Origin of the sequence: Acinetobacter sp. YH12252, assembly GCF_013417365.1 — a bacterium.
Lineage (GTDB): Bacteria > Pseudomonadota > Gammaproteobacteria > Pseudomonadales > Moraxellaceae > Acinetobacter > Acinetobacter towneri.
Genome location: NZ_VPEA01000006.1, coordinates 12,901 through 32,873 on the forward strand (window position 1 = coordinate 12,901; position 19,973 = coordinate 32,873).

General features: G+C 43.1%; 19 protein-coding genes and 1 pseudogene. 4 read left to right on the forward strand and 16 right to left on the reverse strand.

Annotated features, from left to right (window positions below; all coding sequences use genetic code 11):
• Nucleotides 1-46: 46 nt before the first annotated feature.
• Both FTV28_RS07545 and FTV28_RS07550 read right to left on the reverse strand, forming a co-directional pair.
• Entirely contained in the window at nucleotides 47-1,330 is a 1,284-nt protein-coding gene (locus FTV28_RS07545; protein ID WP_131260750.1) for a D-arabinono-1,4-lactone oxidase, read from the reverse strand.
• A gap of 191 nt (nucleotides 1,331-1,521) precedes the next feature.
• Nucleotides 1,522-3,239: pseudogene (locus FTV28_RS07550) on the reverse strand (neutral/alkaline non-lysosomal ceramidase N-terminal domain-containing protein).
• A gap of 121 nt (nucleotides 3,240-3,360) precedes the next feature.
• Here FTV28_RS07550 and FTV28_RS13560 point away from each other — a divergent pair.
• From FTV28_RS13560 to FTV28_RS07560, 3 genes are all read left to right on the forward strand, one after another.
• Complete coding sequence (locus FTV28_RS13560; RefSeq protein ID WP_228274501.1) at nucleotides 3,361-3,981, forward strand: AraC family transcriptional regulator ligand-binding domain-containing protein; 621 nt, start codon at nucleotides 3,361-3,363, stop codon at nucleotides 3,979-3,981.
• Nucleotides 3,924-4,388 (forward strand): helix-turn-helix transcriptional regulator, encoded by a 465-nt coding sequence (locus FTV28_RS13565; protein WP_257222819.1) that lies wholly within the window; start codon nucleotides 3,924-3,926, stop codon nucleotides 4,386-4,388. Before FTV28_RS13560 ends, FTV28_RS13565 begins: the two co-directional genes overlap by 58 nt.
• A gap of 202 nt (nucleotides 4,389-4,590) precedes the next feature.
• The gene (locus FTV28_RS07560) at nucleotides 4,591-6,237 is read left to right on the forward strand and encodes an acyl-CoA synthetase (protein WP_104852462.1); all 1,647 of its coding nucleotides are present in this window, start codon (nucleotides 4,591-4,593) and stop codon (nucleotides 6,235-6,237) included.
• A 109-nt stretch (nucleotides 6,238-6,346) separates the two neighbouring features.
• Here the strand turns inward: FTV28_RS07560 and yjgA are convergent, their stop codons facing one another.
• From yjgA to mazG, 9 genes are all read right to left on the reverse strand, one after another.
• The gene (yjgA, locus tag FTV28_RS07565) at nucleotides 6,347-6,880 is read right to left on the reverse strand and encodes a ribosome biogenesis factor YjgA (protein WP_154320379.1); all 534 of its coding nucleotides are present in this window, start codon (nucleotides 6,878-6,880) and stop codon (nucleotides 6,347-6,349) included.
• Between the two features lie 2 nt (nucleotides 6,881-6,882).
• On the reverse strand, nucleotides 6,883-7,152 hold the full coding sequence (locus FTV28_RS07570; protein WP_026438354.1) for an HPr family phosphocarrier protein: 270 nt from the start codon (nucleotides 7,150-7,152) through the stop codon (nucleotides 6,883-6,885).
• On the reverse strand, nucleotides 7,149-8,000 hold the full coding sequence (gene rapZ, locus FTV28_RS07575; protein ID WP_179988665.1) for an RNase adapter RapZ: 852 nt from the start codon (nucleotides 7,998-8,000) through the stop codon (nucleotides 7,149-7,151). Before rapZ ends, FTV28_RS07570 begins: the two co-directional genes overlap by 4 nt.
• A 24-nt stretch (nucleotides 8,001-8,024) precedes the next feature.
• On the reverse strand, nucleotides 8,025-8,870 hold the full coding sequence (panC, locus tag FTV28_RS07580) for a pantoate--beta-alanine ligase (RefSeq protein ID WP_004975122.1): 846 nt from the start codon (nucleotides 8,868-8,870) through the stop codon (nucleotides 8,025-8,027).
• Nucleotide 8,871: 1 nt separating this feature from the next.
• The gene (gene panB / locus FTV28_RS07585) at nucleotides 8,872-9,681 is read right to left on the reverse strand and encodes a 3-methyl-2-oxobutanoate hydroxymethyltransferase (RefSeq protein ID WP_004975120.1); all 810 of its coding nucleotides are present in this window, start codon (nucleotides 9,679-9,681) and stop codon (nucleotides 8,872-8,874) included.
• Between the two features lie 49 nt (nucleotides 9,682-9,730).
• Complete coding sequence (folK, locus tag FTV28_RS07590) at nucleotides 9,731-10,219, reverse strand: 2-amino-4-hydroxy-6-hydroxymethyldihydropteridine diphosphokinase (RefSeq protein ID WP_004975118.1); 489 nt, start codon at nucleotides 10,217-10,219, stop codon at nucleotides 9,731-9,733.
• Nucleotides 10,216-11,682: a polynucleotide adenylyltransferase PcnB gene (gene pcnB, locus FTV28_RS07595; protein ID WP_096901516.1), complete on the reverse strand. Its 1,467-nt coding sequence runs from the start codon at nucleotides 11,680-11,682 to the stop codon at nucleotides 10,216-10,218. The genes folK and pcnB overlap by 4 nt, the downstream gene beginning before the upstream one ends.
• Nucleotides 11,683-11,811: 129 nt before the next feature.
• The gene (locus FTV28_RS07600) at nucleotides 11,812-12,279 is read right to left on the reverse strand and encodes a ComEA family DNA-binding protein (RefSeq protein ID WP_179989949.1); all 468 of its coding nucleotides are present in this window, start codon (nucleotides 12,277-12,279) and stop codon (nucleotides 11,812-11,814) included.
• A 16-nt stretch (nucleotides 12,280-12,295) separates the two neighbouring features.
• Nucleotides 12,296-13,057 carry a nucleoside triphosphate pyrophosphohydrolase gene (gene mazG, locus FTV28_RS07605; RefSeq protein ID WP_179989951.1) on the reverse strand — a complete coding sequence of 254 codons (762 nt, stop codon included), beginning with the start codon at nucleotides 13,055-13,057 and terminating at the stop codon, nucleotides 12,296-12,298.
• A 107-nt stretch (nucleotides 13,058-13,164) separates the two neighbouring features.
• Between mazG and FTV28_RS07610 the strand changes: the two genes are divergently transcribed.
• Nucleotides 13,165-13,938, forward strand: coding sequence for an SDR family oxidoreductase (locus tag FTV28_RS07610; protein WP_096901545.1), 774 nt, complete (start codon nucleotides 13,165-13,167; stop codon nucleotides 13,936-13,938).
• Between the two features lie 93 nt (nucleotides 13,939-14,031).
• Here the strand turns inward: FTV28_RS07610 and der are convergent, their stop codons facing one another.
• From der to ispG, 5 genes are all read right to left on the reverse strand, one after another.
• Nucleotides 14,032-15,444 (reverse strand): ribosome biogenesis GTPase Der, encoded by a 1,413-nt coding sequence (gene der, locus FTV28_RS07615; RefSeq protein ID WP_004975107.1) that lies wholly within the window; start codon nucleotides 15,442-15,444, stop codon nucleotides 14,032-14,034.
• A 218-nt stretch (nucleotides 15,445-15,662) separates the two neighbouring features.
• The gene (gene bamB, locus FTV28_RS07620) at nucleotides 15,663-16,811 is read right to left on the reverse strand and encodes an outer membrane protein assembly factor BamB (RefSeq protein WP_179989953.1); all 1,149 of its coding nucleotides are present in this window, start codon (nucleotides 16,809-16,811) and stop codon (nucleotides 15,663-15,665) included.
• Nucleotides 16,811-17,512 carry a tetratricopeptide repeat protein gene (locus FTV28_RS07625; protein ID WP_131260757.1) on the reverse strand — a complete coding sequence of 234 codons (702 nt, stop codon included), beginning with the start codon at nucleotides 17,510-17,512 and terminating at the stop codon, nucleotides 16,811-16,813. The genes bamB and FTV28_RS07625 overlap by 1 nt, the downstream gene beginning before the upstream one ends.
• A 30-nt stretch (nucleotides 17,513-17,542) precedes the next feature.
• Complete coding sequence (hisS, locus tag FTV28_RS07630) at nucleotides 17,543-18,838, reverse strand: histidine--tRNA ligase (protein WP_004975101.1); 1,296 nt, start codon at nucleotides 18,836-18,838, stop codon at nucleotides 17,543-17,545.
• A 3-nt stretch (nucleotides 18,839-18,841) separates the two neighbouring features.
• Nucleotides 18,842-19,963: a flavodoxin-dependent (E)-4-hydroxy-3-methylbut-2-enyl-diphosphate synthase gene (gene ispG / locus FTV28_RS07635; RefSeq protein ID WP_004975100.1), complete on the reverse strand. Its 1,122-nt coding sequence runs from the start codon at nucleotides 19,961-19,963 to the stop codon at nucleotides 18,842-18,844.
• Nucleotides 19,964-19,973 lie beyond the last annotated feature (10 nt).

Below are 19,973 nucleotides of genomic sequence, written 5' to 3' on the forward strand. Positions count from 1 at the left end.
AATTGAATGCTCTTATTTTGCGATTGCTTGAGTTGTTTATTGAACATCACGCTGCACTCAAACTTGGAATCGTGAAAATTTGTCTTAAATATGGATTAATCCATTTTTGCTGTGGATCAAGCTGCTCACGAAGTTGCATAAAATCATCCCATTTTGGATATAACTCACGTAATTGATCCGCTTGCATACTGTGCAATTTGCCCCAATGTGGACGTCCCTGATATTTTTGTAAAATCGGTTCGACCCATTTAAAAATATGTTGGCAATCTTGTTTATAAAATTGGTGGATTGAAATAGACACCGAATCCCGTCCATAAAAAGGACTCAGCCAAATATCATCGCCTTTGACATAGCGAAACTCGATTGGGAAAAACATGGCGACACGCTGTTGTTTCAAAACCGCCAATAATTCTTCTAAACACGCCAAACCTTGCTCGGCAGGCAATTGGTATTCCATTTCGTTAAATTTGGTATTGCGTGGCGTTGGGAAAATTTGACTCGACCAATCGACATGAGTACTCGGTTTGATAAACACGCCCAACAAAGATTGTAAATACGGATTTAACTGTGGAAAAACACGGGTTATTTCCGAACAAAAATTTAATAAACGGTCTTCTGATAACCAATGTTGCGGACGAGGATCCGTCAATCCTCGGCTCTCATCTAAGGTTTTTAAAATCACCTGATCACTGTGTAAAAATGCCCAAAACTCAATATGCCGATGTTGATGCTTCCAACGGTCTATATATTGATAAATATCACTCAAGGCACATAAACGTAGCTGCTCTTTGAGTTTATAGCGCGAACGGTTTTGTAAAGTGATTTTGGTCATCACCCCAAAACTGCCCAGCGCGACCCGACCTGCCTGAAAAATTTCAGCATTGTGTTCAGGTGAACATTGCAACACCTCACCCTCTGCTGTGAGCAGTTCAAAATCAGTCACCAAAGCCGATAGACAAGGTAAATCCACACCTGTGCCATGTGTTCCTGTTGCAACCACACCTGCCAAACTCTGATGATCAATATCGCCCTGATTTTGCAGCGCCTGATGAATCGGAGCTAGACATTCACCCAGTTTGTACAGCCGAGTCCCTGCATGTAAGGTGCATTGCTGCTTTTGTGCATTAAATTGATGCACCCCCTGAATATGATCTAAATTCACCATCACATCATCGGTTGTGGCTAAGGGGCTAAAGGAATGCCCTGCTCCGACCATTCTAATTTTGTCGTGCTTTCGCACAATTTTTTTCAGTTCATCTACATTTTTCGGCTGTAAAAAGTCTGGATAGGCTGTTTGCTTTCCAGACCAGTTACTCCAACGCTGTTTCATAATCCTTCCTTTTTCTGCGTGGCATTTATTTTTATTGCAGTTTGTTTTGCGTTACTTTTTAAAGTACCGCATTAAAAAAATAGAGACACATGGATGAGATAAATGACCTCTCTATCCATATTGATTTAGATTAACCTCCTGACTAGTACATGATTTAGAATATGTTTCACATGGAACAATGTATAAAAAAACTACAATTCATTTAGCGCATTAGCTTTCAAACTGTCACGATATGTTCTTTTTTCTAATTCATCCAAAGGTACAGCGGGCGGTAATAACGATGCTGTATCGCGTTGTGGAATAGGCAAATTCAATTGCTCTGCGAAATATTGAAATTTAGTTTGCAACGCTGCCAAAGTCCACTGTCCATATAAAGTGTGACCACCTTCATAGGCTTGTTGTTGATATTCCTCGAAGGTGGTCACATAGCCCATATAATCATTGCAATATGAAGCCAACCATACTTTTTGAGTCGATTCCAATTCTTGTTGTACGGTTACTTTGAGCCGCTTAGCTGCAACAGTAGTAATTTCCCCAGGACAGCACAGCAAGGTTAAGTCGCCAATTTTAATTAATTGTAATGGCACTACATTCGGTACCAACAAGCTATGATCAATTGCGCCTACACTGGCCTGCTTGTTCATTTCTGCAATCAGTTTGTCTAAAAATTTAGGATAATGATTCAGTGGCTTGCCAAAAATGGTTTTAGAACCACATTCCAGCACAATATCTTTGGGGCCTTGTGAGGCATATAGCTGTTGATAATAGCTATAATCTGCGGCTTGAGGATTACTCAACTTTTTCTTTTTCACTCGCTGCGCTAACCATTGCATACCTTTAAAAATCGGTTGTGCCACACCTGCACCATCTACAGGTGTTCCTGCAAAAAATGCTGCACCATGACAGGCTGCACTGGTTTTTGCATCTGTTTGCCCCATCGCAAATTCAACTGGAATTTCAATATTGCTTAAATCGACATAATGGCACACAGCATCTAAAGCTCCCATTAACGGCGTACCTCTATGTGCCAAAGCTTTCAGTGCCAATTCACTTTGATAGCGACCATTTTGCTGTGTATATTCGTATTCTTTTTCATCGCGCATTGCAGCACGTACCTGTGACTGCTCAGGGCCATGATAATGTGGAGAAACATCACCCGCTGCGGCTTGGGCAAAAATTGCCACAGGATTTTTGACCCCACGTTGTTGCAGTGCACGCTCGGTACAAAGTGCGGCATAACCTTTGTTATCACCATCATGAGCGCTTAAACGACTGCTTAAACAGGTAGCATGCACCCCAAATAAAGAAAAAACTGCCTGTAAATTACCTTCGCGATAAAAACCAAGCAATTGCATATCACGATCTAAGGCCAAATGTGCCTGTTCCAGCGTTCTACGAGATACATCAGGATTACGGTTATACGCTGTTAAAGAGCGATTCCATGCCACTGGCGTTTCTTCTGCAAAACGACCATTGCTCATATAAATATCGGTTTTTTCTGGGTCGCCAAAGCTTTGAGCACACTGCCCACAATCGCATCGACCACTGCATTTAAATGTTCAGGCACAAAACCAGGTGTGGGCATATTGTACAACGCTTCATGTGCACAACCGCCAGGTGCAGAATGAGTATGCGTTGCCATCAATACCAAACGCTGCGGCTGAAAACGCTCCCCCAGTTTACGCTGTAAACGCTGTATCGCTAAATGACGCATAGCATAGGTCACACACCCCATATCCAGACAGCAAAAAATTAATAAGTCATTGTCTAAGATTTGAATACAAATACTGCGGGCAAATAAAGCTGTTCGTTGTTCATAGGCACGATGTTTCCAGTTGCCATAACCAAACATGGCAAGCCCTTTTGGCTGAATATGAATTTCCTGTTTATCCCAACCCACCAAATACATTGCAATCGTATTCCTTTTCATCTATACAATCAGTCATGACGCTGATCAACGCCATTAAACAAAATTGCATCACGGCAAATAAGGGTCAAAGCGACAATGGCATGGGGGGATAATCGGACTTATGTCAGCAACTTCAAACTACTTGCTGCAGCACGTGCCGCCTGCCTTATTGTCAGGTCTGATTCATTACGCCAAAGAACAACAGATCCCCTATCAACCATGGTTTCAGGGAATTTCTCAAGATCTTGATCAAATCGTCCAAGGCAATGGTTTTGTTTCATTTCAAGATATTTGCAAAGTGGTGACACGCGCCCTGCAAGACACTCAATGTGCACATTTAGGCTTAGAAATTGGACGTGACAAGGGGCTGATTTCCATGGGCATGCTCAGTTTTGCCATGGTGTCCAGTCAAAATGTTGTAGAAGCCTTACAGACAGGACTGCAGTACCATCCCATTTCAGGCAGTGTGATGGATTTGGAGTACGATTTTTCCTCGACCTCTCCTACACTGGTGATGAAAGAGCGTTATCCCACGGGGAACTTACTGCGCTTTTTTTGCGATGAAGTCCTCTCCAGTATTGTTAGCTGCTTAGACGTCATGCTTGGCAATCATCAAGATTTGGTCGAAGTGCATTTTAGTTTTGCCCAACCCGACTATTTAGAGGCTTATCAGGTGCATTATCAATGTCCTCTGCACTTTTCATCATACATGAATGCTTTGGTGTTCCGACCAGAGATTTAGGACGCCAAATTAAAACCTCTAGTGCCGCCAATTACAGCACCGCCCTGCGTGTCTGCCAACAAGCGTATCAGGATATGCAGGCGATTAATCAACAGCAATATGCACACGTGTTGAGTTATCTAATCGAACAGCATTTACCTCAGCACTTTGATATGCACCAAGCGGCACAACATTTTCAAATGAGCGAAAGACATTTACGCAGACAATTACTTGCCGAAGGCTGCATCTTCCAAAACCTGCGCCAACACGTTTTGGAAAATAAAGCCAAACAACTGCTACAACAGCCTTTGAGCATGACTGAAATTAGCCAACAACTTGGCTTTAGTGAATTACGCGAATTTCGACGTGCATTTAAGCGTTGGACAGGTCTCAGCCCATCACTCTATAAAAGCCAAATGACAGAATAAGTTAATATTTTCCAATAAGCTACTATTTTTATTGAATAAAAAATAGCTGCTAAATTTTACTTAAACTATTTTTTAAATGTACTTACAAGCGATTCAAAACAAAAACAACAGATTTTCGACTAAAGCATAACTGCAAAGCTGCCATAAAATCCCTATCTTTTTAAGTTGGATAAAATAACGACACATATTATGGAGAATAACAATGGTCAGCGCATACGATGAATTACCGCGTACCCCTGCGAACTTTGTCGCCTTGTCCCCGTTACGTTACTTAGAACGGGCAGCTTATATTTACCCGCACCAAAACGCGATTATTCACGGTTCACGTCAAATTACCTGGCGCGAAACTTATTTGCGCTGCTGCCAATTTGCACATCAACTTCAAAATTTAGGCATCAGCAAAAATGACACTGTTTCGGTGCTGCTTCCGAATGTTCCTGCCATGCTAGAAGCACACTTTGCTGTGCCAATGGCGGGTGCAGTGCTGAACACACTAAACACTCGTTTAGATGCCAAAACACTGGCGTTTATGCTCGATCATGCAGAATCCAAAGTGCTTTTGGTTGACCCTGAATTTGCGGCTTTGGCACAAGAAGCCTTAGCGATGGTCAATCATGAAATTTACGTGATTGATGTCAACGATGCAGAATATGAGCATGCTGCCAATGCCCTTAGCATCGGACAGATTGAATACGAAACTTGGCTGGCTGCAGGTGACCCAAATTTTGAATGGCATTTGCCACAAGATGAATGGGATGCAATTAGCCTGAACTATACGTCTGGCACGACAGGCAACCCGAAAGGCGTGGTCTATCATCATCGCGGTGCCTACATTAATGCAGCCAGTAATATTATTGCCTGCGGGATGACCCCACGTGCAACCTACCTATGGACACTGCCCCTATTCCACTGTAATGGCTGGTGCTTTGCATGGACGATGGCAGCCAACGGTGGCACCAATATCTGCTTACGTAAAGTCGACCCTGAACTGATTTTTAAATTAATTGCAGAGCACAAAGTCGATTATTTCTGCGGTGCGCCAATTGTCTTGTCGATGCTCATCAACACCCCTGAGGAGAAAAAGACTCAGTTTGATCACCGTGTTGAAGTGATGGTTGCGGGTGCTGCACCGCCAGCAGCAATTATTGAAGGTATGCGCAATATTGGCATTAACGTAACTCACGTTTATGGCTTAACTGAAACCTATGGCCCATCTGCGCTGTGTGCTTCTCAAGCAGGCTGGAGCGACCTATCCATTCAAGAACAAGCACAATTACATTCGCGTCAAGGCGTGCCTTATCCGCTGCAAGATGGCATGAAAGTTTTAGACCCAGAAACCATGCAACCTGTACCAAAAGACGGCAAAACCATGGGCGAAATTATGTTCCGTGGCAATATCGTGATGAAAGGTTATTTGAAAAACCCAGAAGCCACCGCAGAAGCATTTGCAGGTGGCTGGTTCCATACAGGTGATTTAGCCGTCTGCCAACCCGATGGCTACGCCAAAATTACTGACCGTTCTAAAGATGTGATTATTTCAGGGGGTGAAAATATTTCGTCACTCGAAGTGGAGGAGGTGCTGTATCAACATCCTGCAGTTTTGACAGCCGCAGTGGTGGCAAAACCAGATCCACGTTGGCAGGAAGTCCCGTGTGCCTTTATTGAACTGAAAGAAGGCAAGCAGGTCAGTCCTGAAGAAATTATTGCCTATTGCAGTCAACATTTGGCGCGTTTTAAAGTACCAAAGGATGTGGTGATTACTGAAATTCCAAAAACATCGACAGGTAAATTACAAAAATTTGTACTGCGTGAATGGGCCAAAGAGCGTTCAGTCGGTGAGTTTGGCTAAAATTTGAAAATCTCTATATTAAGACCAAATAAAAACGACTCGTCATGAGTCGTTTTTTTGTGCAATCATCAGCTCACGCTATCTATCTTCTTAGATAAGGTACGCTAATCTAGCTTTCTGACAATAAAGCCACTTGCTGCACATAGTTAAACAACTTGAGCTTAGATGCTTCAAGTTCTTCCGCAGACACTTCCTGTTTCATATCACGGTGGATACGCAACACATGCTGACGCAGTGTATGACGTTCAGCCGCTTTATAGGTTTTACTAAAATCATTAATCACAGGGTCGCCGTCTTTAATAATTCGTTCCACCCAACGCTGTAACTGTGCGGTTTTTTTCGCACCTTGTTGCGGTGTCAAATAAGACAAAATTACGCTTTCATCTTCATTACGCAACAATTTACCAATACGCTGACACTGACGACGACGTGCTTCATGTGAAGTAATACTTTGCAATTCCAGTAAAGCATCAATTAAACGCTCTTCTACTGGAAGTTTTTGAATTTGTTTAGTACTTAACTGCGCCAATTGTTCGCCAAGCGCGGCCATACGTTGTACGGCTTTTTTCTGTTCGGTTTTACTTGCACGCCCTTCTAAAGATTCAAAGTCATCTTCGGTAAAACGTTGCGGTCGACGTGCCACGATTAATCTGCCTCGTAAAATTTTGCTGCAAACAGTGCTTGAATATCAGATAAAGCTTTTTCTTCATCTGCACCATCAATCACCAAGCGTAAAGTAGTTCCCTTGCCTGCACCTAACATGAGCAAGGACATAATATTTTTGGCATCAACCAATTTGTCGCCTTTACCAATTTGGATTGACGAACGGAATTTGGTGGTCACTTCAATCAGTTTCCCAGATGCCCGTGCATGTAAACCTAGTTTATTAATTACGTCAACAGTTGTGTCAATCATGACCAGTGCTTCATTTCTCGGTGTAAGACTTGAATAGACCATTTTGCCTCAAGTGCTTTTTTTAGTCTATCAACGATATAAACGGAACGGTGTTGCCCACCCGTACAGCCAATTGAAATGGTAATGTAGTGTCGATGCCCTTCGGCAAAGGCTGGCAACCATTTTTCTAAAAACTGCTGAATGTCGTGAAACATTTCATGCGTTTGTGAACTTTGTTGCAAAAATTCCTGCACAGGGGCATCTAAGCCTGAATATTTCCTGAGCTCCAAATCCCAATGTGGATTGGGCAAATGACGCACATCAAACACATAATCGGCATCTAAGGGGATTCCGTGCTTATAGCCAAAGGATTGTAAAATTACAATCAATTTGTCAGTTTGCCCAAGCTTAGACAACAACACATGTTTTAAATCATGCACGCTTTTGTCAGTGGTATCAATATGAACCGTAGAGCGGAACTGAATCGGCATCAACAAGTTTTTTTCTTCTTGAATACATTCATTCAAGCTTTTAAAACGGCTAGAGAGTGGATGCGGACGGCGTGATGCGCTAAAACGGGCAATCAATTCCTGATCTTGCGTGGTCAGATAAATAATATCGACTGAACCATGCTTTTGCAGTTGCTCAAATACCAAATCAAACTCTTGCAAGTCGGCACGGGTACTGCGTACATCTACCCCCAATGCCAACTGTTCCAAGTTATTTTCCTGATCCAGTTTATCCACAATTTCGGGGAGCAATGCCAAAGGTAAATTATCAATACAGTAATAACCCAAATCTTCCAACACTTGTAATGCCGAAGATTTTCCTGAACCCGATTGACCTGTCACGATCAAAATACGTTTCATGGCATGCAACCCTTCTATTGCCAGCTATGCAGAATGTTTGACCTGCAAATTATCAATTAAACGTGTATTGCCCAATTTTGCTGCAACGAACAACACCAGATCTTCACTAAATGCTTCAATTTTCTGCAATTCTGTTGTACGCGCCTCTACATAGTCCACAACAAAGCCTGCTGCTGTCAATGTTGCTTTAATATTCGCTAACACTTGTGACAAAGTTTCACCTTGCTGTAATGCTTGTGCAGCAGCCTTTAAACTTTGATAGATTGTCGGTGCAATTTGACGCTGTTCAGCGCTCAAATACCCATTGCGTGAACTAAGTGCCAAACCATCTGCTGCACGTACAATTGGCACACCAATCACTTCTAGCGGAATATTCAAGTCACGTACAAACTGACGAATGACTGCCAGTTGTTGATAGTCTTTTTCACCAAAGAAAGCATAGTTTGGCTGTACCATATTGAATAACTTGGTCACGACCACCGCAACACCATCAAAGTGTCCAGGACGCTGCAAGCCACATAAGTCTGCCGTAATCTCGCTCACTGAAATATTGGTCAAACGTGGTTTGCTGCCATACATTTGCTCAACTGAAGGCGCAAAAATAATGTCACAACCGACTTCTGCCAACAATTGACTGTCTTGGTCTAAAGTTCGCGGATAACTGTCAAAGTCTTCATTAGGGCCAAATTGAATTGGATTGACAAAAATACTGACCACCACCACATCACATATTTTTTTCGCTTCGCGCACCAAGGTTAAATGTCCTTCATGCAAATTGCCCATGGTCGGAACAAAACCAATGGTTTTACGCGCAGCGCGTGCAGGCTGTAATGAAGCCGCTAAGCCTTGAATTGTGGTTTCAGTTTTCATATTACAACTCGACTTGGAAAGTTTGTTCACGTGCTGGGAAAGAACCATCTTGAACTGCAGCATGATAGGCTTTAAACGCATCCAAAATGGCAGTTTCACCCGCTTGTTCTTTCATAAAGTTACGTACAAATTTTGCGACACGACCAAAAGTCAGCCCCAGCATGTCTTGCACCACTAGTACCTGACCGTCAGTGTCTGCACCTGCACCAATCCCAATCACTGGAATTTCAGGGAACAAGGCAGAAATTTCTTGACCTAGCTGTGCTGGCACACATTCTAGTAACAGAATCGCCGCGCCTGCTTCTACCACAGCTTTACAGTCAGCAATCAGTTTATCTGCAGCTTCGCGGGTACGTGCCTGTAATTTATAACCGCCAAATACATGCACCGATTGTGGCGTTAAACCTAAATGTACACAGACAGGAATACCATTACGGGTCAATGTTGCAACGGTTTCGCTGAGCCATGCACCACCTTCCATTTTGACCATTTGTGCACCCGCTTGCATCACCTCTTTCGAGCTTTGCAATGCATCATTTAAGGTGGCATAACTCATAAATGGCAAGTCAGTCAAAATAAAAGCATGTTGATTACCACGACGCACCGCCGCAGTATGATAAGCCATATCCGCCACGCTGACAGGCAAGGTTGAGTCACGCCCCTGAATGGACATCCCCAAAGAATCGCCAATTAAAATCGTATCAATTTCAGCAATTTCCATTGCTTTCGCCATGCTTGCATCATAGCAAGTCAGGCAGGAGAATTTTCGACCTTCCGCTTTAAATTTTCTTAGGTCACTTAAACTAATCATGAAAATATTCCTCTATGGAAAAAGCATCACGCATGCTTAATTTAAAACTTTATAGCCCTGCCCAATTGCTGGCATCTACAACAGTTAAGCTCGGATGTTCAAGCAATGGCGAGTGTTTTAATAATTGTCCCTTAACGCTTAAGTTAGCATCCAAATCTAACAACGGGATGACGACAAAATCACGTTCTAACACCCCCACATGCGGTACAGTCAGACGTTCATTTTGAATGTTGGCATCAGCATAAATCAACAAGTCTAAATCTAGCGTACGCTCACCCCAATGACGTAAACGCACCCGACCCGACTCTTGTTCAAAACGCTGTAATTCATCTAACAATGCCAAGGCTTCAAGTTCAGTATCTAAACGTACCACAGCATTCAAATAATTAGGCTGATCTTGTGGCCCCATTGGTGGGCTTTGATACAGTTTAGAAGTCTGCACTTGCCCCAAAGTTGCCAGTTTTTGCACCGCTTCAGTCAAAATTTGACGCGAATCGCCCAAATTACTGCCTAAACCAATATAGGTGATGTTGCTCATTGTGTTGGCCCAAAAATCACTTGGCTTAAATCACGTTGCACACGTTTACGTTTTAAAATCGGATGATCTGCACCAATACCTGAACCGTTTGCTGTAGCAGTCAATTGCGCCCGATTTTCTTCATACTGTTTGGCTTTACGCGCACGTCGACTACGAGGCTCAGGCTCATTCACCAAGGGTTCAATCTGCATATCGGCAGCATGTGTTGCTGGTGCCACATCAACAGGTTCTTGCGCTGTTTTACGGCGGCTCTTGGCACGTAATCGGTTATATTGGGCAATCGCACGTTCTTTTTCATCGGTGCTCATAAGCTGGTAGGCATCCCACCACTGACCCATTCCTAAAGTCGAGCTATCGCCTGCTTTTTCACGCAGTAATAAAAAGTCAAAACCTGCACGGAAACGCGCATGCCCAGACAATGCTTCAATTTGCTGTGGTTTCGGTTGCAATAAACGGGTTTGCATTTCCCAAACTTCACGAATAAAAGTTTCAGCAAAACGAGGAATAATGGTACGTGTCGCCTGACGTTTCAGTACATCTAAACCTGCTTGGGCTCGCGCTTCGGCTGCCACCACACCTTTAGAAAGATAAAAGTCACAACGCTCTAAAAACGGTTGCCACAACAGCACCGCATAGAAAAATGCAGGGTTGATGGTTTTACCAATCGCAATCCGTTGATCGGTATTTTTTGCTGCACGTTCAATAAATGAGTTGATGTCTGGCTTGATGTCGGCAAATAACTGACGCCAAATACCAAACTCAATCAACATCGGCAGGACTTTATTTAAATGTCCCATCGTAAAGAGTTTTTGCGACTCATCATATAAACGGTGTGGAGATACATCACGCAATAACTGCGTCATTTCAGGCGTAAAAATTTTAAGAATTTTTGGATCAATATTGAAATTTAATTTGGCAGCAAAACGCAAAGTACGCAGCATACGCACTGGGTCTTCTTCAAAACGTAAAGTTGGATCGCCCAATAAACGCAAGTTTCTGTGCTTTATATCATCTACGGCATTGCAAAAATCTAACACGATGCCTTTGCGTGGCTGGTAATACAACGCATTGATTGAAAAGTCACGACGGGCAAAATCTTGCTCGATTGTGCCCCAATTATTATCGCGCAGAATCATCCCCGCCGCAGAAGTCACAGCTTTTTTCGGTGGCGCACGGAAAGTGGCCACTTCAATTAGTTCACGCCCTGCATAGACATGCGCCAGCTCAAAACGTCGTCCAATAATTCGGCAACGTCGTCCGAAAACTTCTTTCACTTGTGAGGGTGTGGCATTGGTTACGGCATCAAAATCCTTCGGATTTAGCCCTAACATTAAGTCACGAACTCCACCACCGACGATATAAGCTTCATAGCCTGCTTTGGTTAAAGCATCTAGAACATCTAAAATGGAAGAAGGTAATTGAGCGGTAGATAAACCACATTTTGACGCGCGCAAAGTTTGCAAAAGACGCTGTCTCCTACGTCTGAACGTAAAACAGATAAGATGTCGCTAATCATATCTCTAACACAATCAAAGGGCAATTTGATTCACATGCTAATTTTGCAATGTGCAGTGCTAAAATTCTGCTTGCAGCTACAATGCCAACTTGTGTTTATTCTTGGCAAATAAGGCAGACCCAATCCCTTTGACTTGCTGAAGTTCTTCAATACTTTGGAATTTTCCATTTTGTTTTCGGTATTCCACAATCGCTTGTGCTTTTTTCATGCCCACCCCAGACAATTGCTGCAATTGTTCTAGTGAAGCGCTATTTAAACGCACTTGATTTGTATGCGCACTTTGCTGAGTAGGACGTGCTAAATAATGTTCTGCGCTTGATGATGTGGTTTGAGCCGCACTTAAACGCTGATCTTGCGCGGCTTGCTGCGCTTTCCATTTTAAATAGTTTTGATCATAGCTGTGCCCACCCAGCTGCGCAGGCTTAGATTGCACATTTTGTGCTGTAGTCCATACACTGATACTGCATAACAGCAATGCAAGCCAGTACTGCCATCCGAAAGAAAAAAAGCGAAAAGAAACTTTTAATTGCTGCGATATATTCATGTTGCCGCCAAACCTGTCATTTTAATTGTTGTTTTGCCTGCTCCCAAAGTTGATCCATTTCTTCTAAAGTCATATCTTCTATTGTTTTTTGTTGTAATTCGGCCTGATCTTCAATGTAAGCAAAGCGTGTTCTAAATTTATGAATTGTGCCCAATAATGCCAACTCACTGGACACGCCAAGTTTACGCCCAACATTGATTAAAGAAAACAAACAATCCCCTAACTCATCCTGTATTTCATCGGATTGTTGCTGTTGAATCGCCTGTTGTAATTCTTGCAATTCTTCTTCTAACTTGCCATACGCATCTTGCACGGTATGAAAGTCAAAGCCCAATTGTGCCGCATGCTGCTGAATTTGCTGTGCCTGCACCAAAGCGGGTGCATGTTTCACCTCATCTAAACGTGACTTTGCTTTACCCTGTTTTTCTTGTTGTTTGATGGTTTTCCATAAGGCAGCGACATCTTCTGCGCTAAGCTGCGCAAACTGTTCTGCCTGAAAAACATGTGGATGCCGACGAATCAATTTATCGCAAATGGCTTGCACCACATCCTGAAAATCAAATGCGCCTTGTTCGCTAAACATTTGTGCCTGAAACACCACTTGCAACAACAAATCACCCAGTTCATCACGTACATCATCCACCTTGCCTGAACGCACTGCTGCTTCAACTTCATAAGCTTCTTCAATTGCGTATTGAGTCAAACTTTCTGGGGTTTGTTTTTGATCCCACGGGCATTGTTGACGTAACTGTTGCATGATTGAAAGCAATTGCTGCATGGGTTGTTCCTTATTTCAATTTATTGCACGAATGCACCATTTTTTTGTTATGCTCAGACGGCAAGGACGATATGCACAACAAAAATAACATCAGGGAGCAAGTTCAAATGCACAGTATCTTGATTAGTGGCGCTGCACAAGGCATTGGTGCGGCAATCGCACAATTGTTTTATCGGCAAGGTTACCGTGTCGGTATTTATGATATTCATCTCACACAAGCACAGCAATTGGCAGAACAATTGGGTGAGCGTGCGCATGCAGGTTTGCTTGATGTAGCAGACTATGCCAGTTGGCAAGCTGCATTATCCGATTTTTGCCAATGGGCAGGTGAATTGAATATTTTGGTGAATAATGCAGGAATTCTCTACTCAGGTGCATTTGAAGACACGCCCATAGAAGCGCATCATCGGACTATGGCGGTGAATGTGAATGGTGTATTAAACGGTTGTCATGCGGCTTTGCCTTATTTAAAACAAGCAAGTTTTGCACGGGTGATTAACCTGTCTTCGGCATCTGCGATTTATGGACAAGCCGATTTAATTTCTTATTCTGCTTCCAAATTTGCAGTACGTGGCATTACGGAAGGTTTAGATATAGAGTGGCAAAAATACGGCATTCGGGTCTTAGATGTCATGCCGCTATTTGTACAAACTGCAATGGTGAAAGATATGGATGCAGCCACCATTCAAAACATGGGCGTGCATTTATCGACAGAAGATGTCGCCCAGGTGGTGTATCAACAAGCGACGGTTAAAGATTCGATTCTGACCAATACGCATCGTGCGGTCGGTTTAAAAGCCAAAACCCTAATGCAACTTTCGAGTATTAGCCCACAATGGTTAAATCGTCTGTCGAATAGCTTGTTGGCGAAGCGTCATTAATTCTACATCTATCTATATTTAAATTAAGTTGCTCAAAAAAAAATCCCGAATTTACATTCGGGATTTTTTATTAAACACGTCAAAGTTTAAGCCTTAGCCTCGCTTAAACTTCTTCTCTGCTTTCTTAAACTTCTGCACATAACGACGACGACGTGCGGCTGTGCGTTCATCCACTTGTGACTTACGTCCTTCAAATGGGTTTTCAGAAGTTTTAAATTCAATTTTTACAGGCGTACCTTCTAGCTTATAAACTTTACGGAACACGTTTTCTAAATAACGACGGTAATCTGCAGGTGTTTTATCGACCTTATTACCATGAATCACGATGGTTGGCGGATTCTGTCCACCCATGTGTGCATAACGCATTTTAATGGCGCGACCTTGCACTTTGGGTGGATGGTGTGCATCTGTTGCATCATTCAAGATTTGAGTCAGTTTCGCAGGTGACACTTTTAAGTGTGATGATTCATAAGCACGATGAATAGAAGGATATAAATCGCCCACGCCTGTACCATGCAAGGCAGAAATTAGGTGGATTTTTGCCCATGGAATAAAGTCAAAACGACGCTCAACATCTAACTTACATTGTTTGCGATCATATTCGGACATATTGTCCCATTTGTTAATCGCGATCACCATGGCACGCCCTGCTTCAAGCGCATAACCAATTAAGTGTAAATCTTGCTCGACAATACCATCACGTGCATCAACCACAATCACCACCACGTGTGCATCTTTCATGGCTTGCAAGGTTTTCACAATCGAGAATTTCTCGATCATTTCATCGACCTTACCTTTACGACGCACACCTGCAGTATCAATCAAGGTGTATTTACGTTCGTTGCGCTCAAACGGAATATAGACTGAGTCACGTGTCGTACCTGGCTGATCGTATGCCACTACACGTTCTTCACCCAATAAACGGTTAACCAGTGTCGATTTACCCACGTTTGGACGTCCAATAATGGCTAAACGCAAACCTGTGTCTTGATCATGTGCATCTGGGTTTTCATCTTCAGGAACATCTGCCAAAACGTCTTCCAGCATTTGCTGAACGCCTCGACCATGGCTGGCAGCCACTTGCAATGGCTCGCCCATACCCAGTTTAAAGAACTCAACCAAAGCGGCTTCGGCATGTACGCCATCTACTTTGTTCGCCACCAAGAATACTTTTTTGCCCAAAGTACGCAATTCACGCGCAATTTGCTCATCCGATGCCAACAAGCCTGCACGTGCATCGACCACAAAAATGATCATATCGGCTTCATGGATGGCTGTTTTAGATTGTTCAGCCATGTAAGAGTCGATGCCACCTTCACTTTCGCCAATACCGCCAGTATCGACCACAATGAAAGATTTATTTTGATAGGTTGCATCACCATATTTGCGGTCACGTGTCAGACCTGCAAAGTCGGCAACAAGTGCATCACGGCTCTTGGTAATCTGGTTAAACAGCGTTGATTTTCCGACGTTCGGACGACCAATGAGCGCAATTACGGGTTTCATAGATTAACCTTTATTCAAGATCAGTCAGTTTCAATGGTCTGTACATCCGAAACTGTGGAAGAAAGAACAGAGTATGGATGTTGGGTTCAGCGTTGCGACCACGCAAACGACAGAGAGAACATCGACCACTCTATTAAATAAAAACACGGGGCATTGATGATTCAATTACCCCGCGTAAAAATACGGACAACTATTTTAGCATAAAAGTCAGAACAAAATTAGCGGTTCTGCCAAACGCTTAATGCGCCCTTTTGCGTTGCGACATAGAGTTGATTGTCAATTACACGCAATGAACGGACTTCGCCATTGGTTTTTGAACGTCCAACCAGTTGCCCTGAGCTTGGATCAATGAGGTGTAAAACACCATCTAAATCACCGACCACTAAATATTGTCCAAACAATACAGGATTAGATAAACGACGGTTGAGCAAACTGTCATTTTCCCAAAGTGCTTGTCCTGATGTGATTTCGTAAGCTGCAATTTTACCATCTGCAGTGCTGACAAATACACCATTCCCCGCAACTTCTGGACGTTTGGTACTGCTTGCATCTTCACTCCAAATCACTTGTTGTGAAGCCAAGTCCAATACGGTGACCTGACCTTGGTAGCTTGTGGTCACCAAGAATTGACCAGCAACCACTGGGTCGCCATCAATGTCATTTAAGCGTTGAATGTCTGAACGGCCTTCACTAATGGCAACGCGGCGCTGCATACGTGGTACGCCTGTAACAATATCCAGTGCATAGACATAGGCATTTGCAGAAGCAATCAGTACAGTACGTGAATCGAGCGCCACAGGTGCAGCCATACCACGCAAACTAAATTGCACGTTTGGTAAATTGTAAGTCCAAACCAATTGACCTGTTTCGGCATTGTGTGCATATACCGTGCCGTCATTACTTACAGTCACCACACGACCCGCCTGAATTAACGATGGCGCAAGAATTGCACCTGTTAACTGTGCAACCCACTTTTGCTCACCTGTTTGCTGATCTAAAGCAAACAATTGTCCTTTACTGTTTCCTGCAACCACAATGCCATCAGCAGCATTGACACCTGCAGTTAAGCCTTGCTTAGACACTTGTTTTTGCCAAAGACGTCGCTTGCCTTGATAGGCTGCCATCTCACCTTTAGGATCAACAGTATAAATTACCCCGTTTTCGGCATCTAATTGCAGGCGTAGTGGATCGGCTGATGTAGTCGATGCAACGCTTTGTGAAAATACAGGAACTAGACTTTGTGCTTGCTCAAGTTTTGGCAGTGGATTTGGCTTAACTTCTGCAACTTTAATTTTATTGGTAGAACACCCCACTAAAGCGAGGGTTAAAACGGTCAGTGCAAACGGTATTTTATACTTTCTATTCATTAGCTCTCATCCACTTGTGTTTCTAATACTGGGCGTTCAATTTCAGGATCATCCACCAAAACACCAACACTTTCGAGTTTTATTTGTAAAATTTGACGTTCTTGTTTACGTTCCACCAAAGTATCCCATGCACTTTGATAGGCTTTTTTGGCATTTTCACGGTCATTTTTCGCGACATAAACATCGCCACGCGCTTCATCTGCAGTCGCTTTAAATGCAGGATCAGTCACCGCGGCCAAACTTTGAATAGCTTCATCGTATTTCTTTTGCGCCAACTGTGCATAAGCCAAACGCAACTTAACCAATTGCACTAAGCCTTGGTCTTTTACTTTAGAGTTTTCAACTTTCTTTAAGGCTTTTTCTGCGGCAGCAAAATCTTGCTGATCGTAAGCGAGTTTAGCCATTAAGAATTGAGTTTGAATAGCTTGCGCAGAATCAGGGGCTTCTTTCACAATTTTATCGGCAGTTGCAGACAATTGACTGAAGGCATCTGGATTGCCTTCTGCTGTACGTGCATCATCCATCAGTTGTTGCACTTTAGCAGTATTCATTTGCTGCTCTGCCAAGGTTTTTTTCTGCCAATATTGCCATCCGAAAAAGGCAATCAACGCAATTAAAATCCCGCTAATCATGGCTGAACCATATTTTTTCGCAAACGATTTTAAACTATCAAGTTGTTCGTCATCACTCAATGCGCTCATTGGATTACCCTTTTCCTTATGTTATTTGGCTTATTGTGAAGAAAATTTTTCAATGATGAAAGGCACAATTTTGGTCACTGCAACAGTCGTTTGCTCAGCAGTTGCCAAGGTTTTCACTGCCAATTGCTGTGCTTCCGCTTCGCGCTCACCAAAAATCAAGGCATAGATTGCACCTGATTGATCGGCTTTTTTCATTTGGCTTTTCATTGAGCCTTGTGAACCAACTTTTAAGCGAATCTGGCTGCCCGCTTGTTCGAATTGGTCACGAATTTGCTCAGCTAAAACCAACGCCTTGCCTTGAGTTGTTGGATCTGCCAACAAGAATACTTCACAATCACGTACAGGCGTATTGTCTTCGACTTGTTCAAGCAACAACAATAAACGCTCAATGCCCATGGCGAAGCCCACGGCAGGTACGGACTGATCTGCCTTACCCTTCAACTGCCCAACCAAACCATCATAGCGCCCGCCTGCACAAACTGTGCCTTGCGAACCTAAATGCGTGGTTGTCCATTCAAAAACGGTTTTATTGTAATAATCTAAACCGCGTACCAGTTTTTGATTAATCACAAACTCAATGCCTGCATCGGTTAAATACTGCTGTAATTGAGCAAAGTGATTCAGCGTATCTTCACCCATAAAATCATGCAATTTTGGAGCATTTTCTAGGATGCTTTGCGTTTTAGCATCTTTCGAGTCCAAAATACGCAGTGGGTTAGTACTTAAACGACGCTGTGAATCTTCATCTAAATCGGCTTTGTGCGCTTCCAAAAACTCAACCAAAGCGGCACGATACGCTGCGCGCTCATCCGACTCACCCAGCGTATTCAACTCTAAGCGAACTTTATCGGCAACGCCCATACGTTTCCATAAACGCGCAGTCATTAAAATAAGTTCGGCATCCATATCTGGTGTTGCAACGCCAAAAGTTTCTACACCAAATTGGTGGAATTGACGATAACGACCTTTTTGCGGTTTTTCATAACGAAACATTGGGCCGATATACCACACGCGCGGTGTCGCACCACGTAGCAAATTGTGCTCTAACATGGCACGTACACAACCCGCAGTTCCTTCAGGACGCAAAGTCAAAGACTCAGGCGGATTACCCTTGTCTAAGAATGTGTACATTTCTTTTTCAACAATATCGGTCGCATCACCAATTGAACGCTTAAACAAATTGGTTTGCTCAACCATTGGCAAACGAATTTGTTGATAACCATAAGCATCCATTAAAGATGCTAAATGTTGCTCTAGACGTCTCCACGCAGGTGTTTGCGTTGGAAGAATGTCATTAAAACCTTTAATTGCAACAATTGAACTCATGACTTACTCAGAAAAATTTGTACGAATAATCTCTTTAGATTTAGCTTGTTCAAGCTCTGTAACACGCTGACGAACCATGCTTTCGATTTCATCAACGAGTTGATTGGTATCAATTAAATGGCTCTTTTCACCATTACGATAAACCAATGAACGCGGACTTGCGCCCACCACACCAATATCAGCTTCTTTAGCTTCGCCCGGGCCATTCACTTTACAACCAATGACCGATACATCCATTGGAGTACGAATATCTTCTAAACGCTCCTCCAATGCCTGCATTACAGAAATGACGTTAAATTCCTGACGTGAACAGCTTGGGCAGGCAATAAAGTTAATCCCGTTAGAGCGTAAACCTAAAGATTTTAGAATATCAAAACCGATTTTGACTTCATCTTCAGGTTCTGCCGCAAGCGAAATACGCATAGTATCGCCAATACCTTCCATGAGCAGACCGCCCAAGGCAATTGCAGATTTTACGGTGCCTGTACGGTAAATACCTGCTTCAGTTACGCCTAAATGTAATGGATTATCAATTTGTTGTGATAACAAACGATAAGCATCCATGGTTAAAAACACATTCGATGCTTTGACTGAAACTTTAAATTCCTGAAAATCTAAACGGTCTAAAATATCAATATGACGCATAGCAGATTCCAGCAATGCTGCACCTGTCGGCTCGCCATATTTTTTCTGAATATCTTTTTCCAGCGATCCTGCATTCACACCAATTCGCATAGAAATATCATGATGTTTGGCAGCAGCCACCACTTCACGAATCTTGGCTTCCGAACCAATATTACCCGGGTTAATCCGCAAACAGTCTGCACCCGCATCGGCAACTGCCAATGCAATTTTATAGTCAAAGTGAATGTCTGCCACCAACGGCACAGATACTTGCTTACGAATTTCGCCAAATGCAGCTGCGGCTTCCATGGTTGGTACAGAAACACGCATGATGTCTACGCCCGCATCTACACAACGCTGAATTTGCGCCACAGTTGCAGCAACATCACAGGTTTCCGTATTGGTCATACTTTGGATGCTGATGGGCGCATCACCACCCACATAGACAGAACCCACACGAATTTTACGGGTCGGACGGCGTTGAATTGGATTCACAATCATGATATCGCTC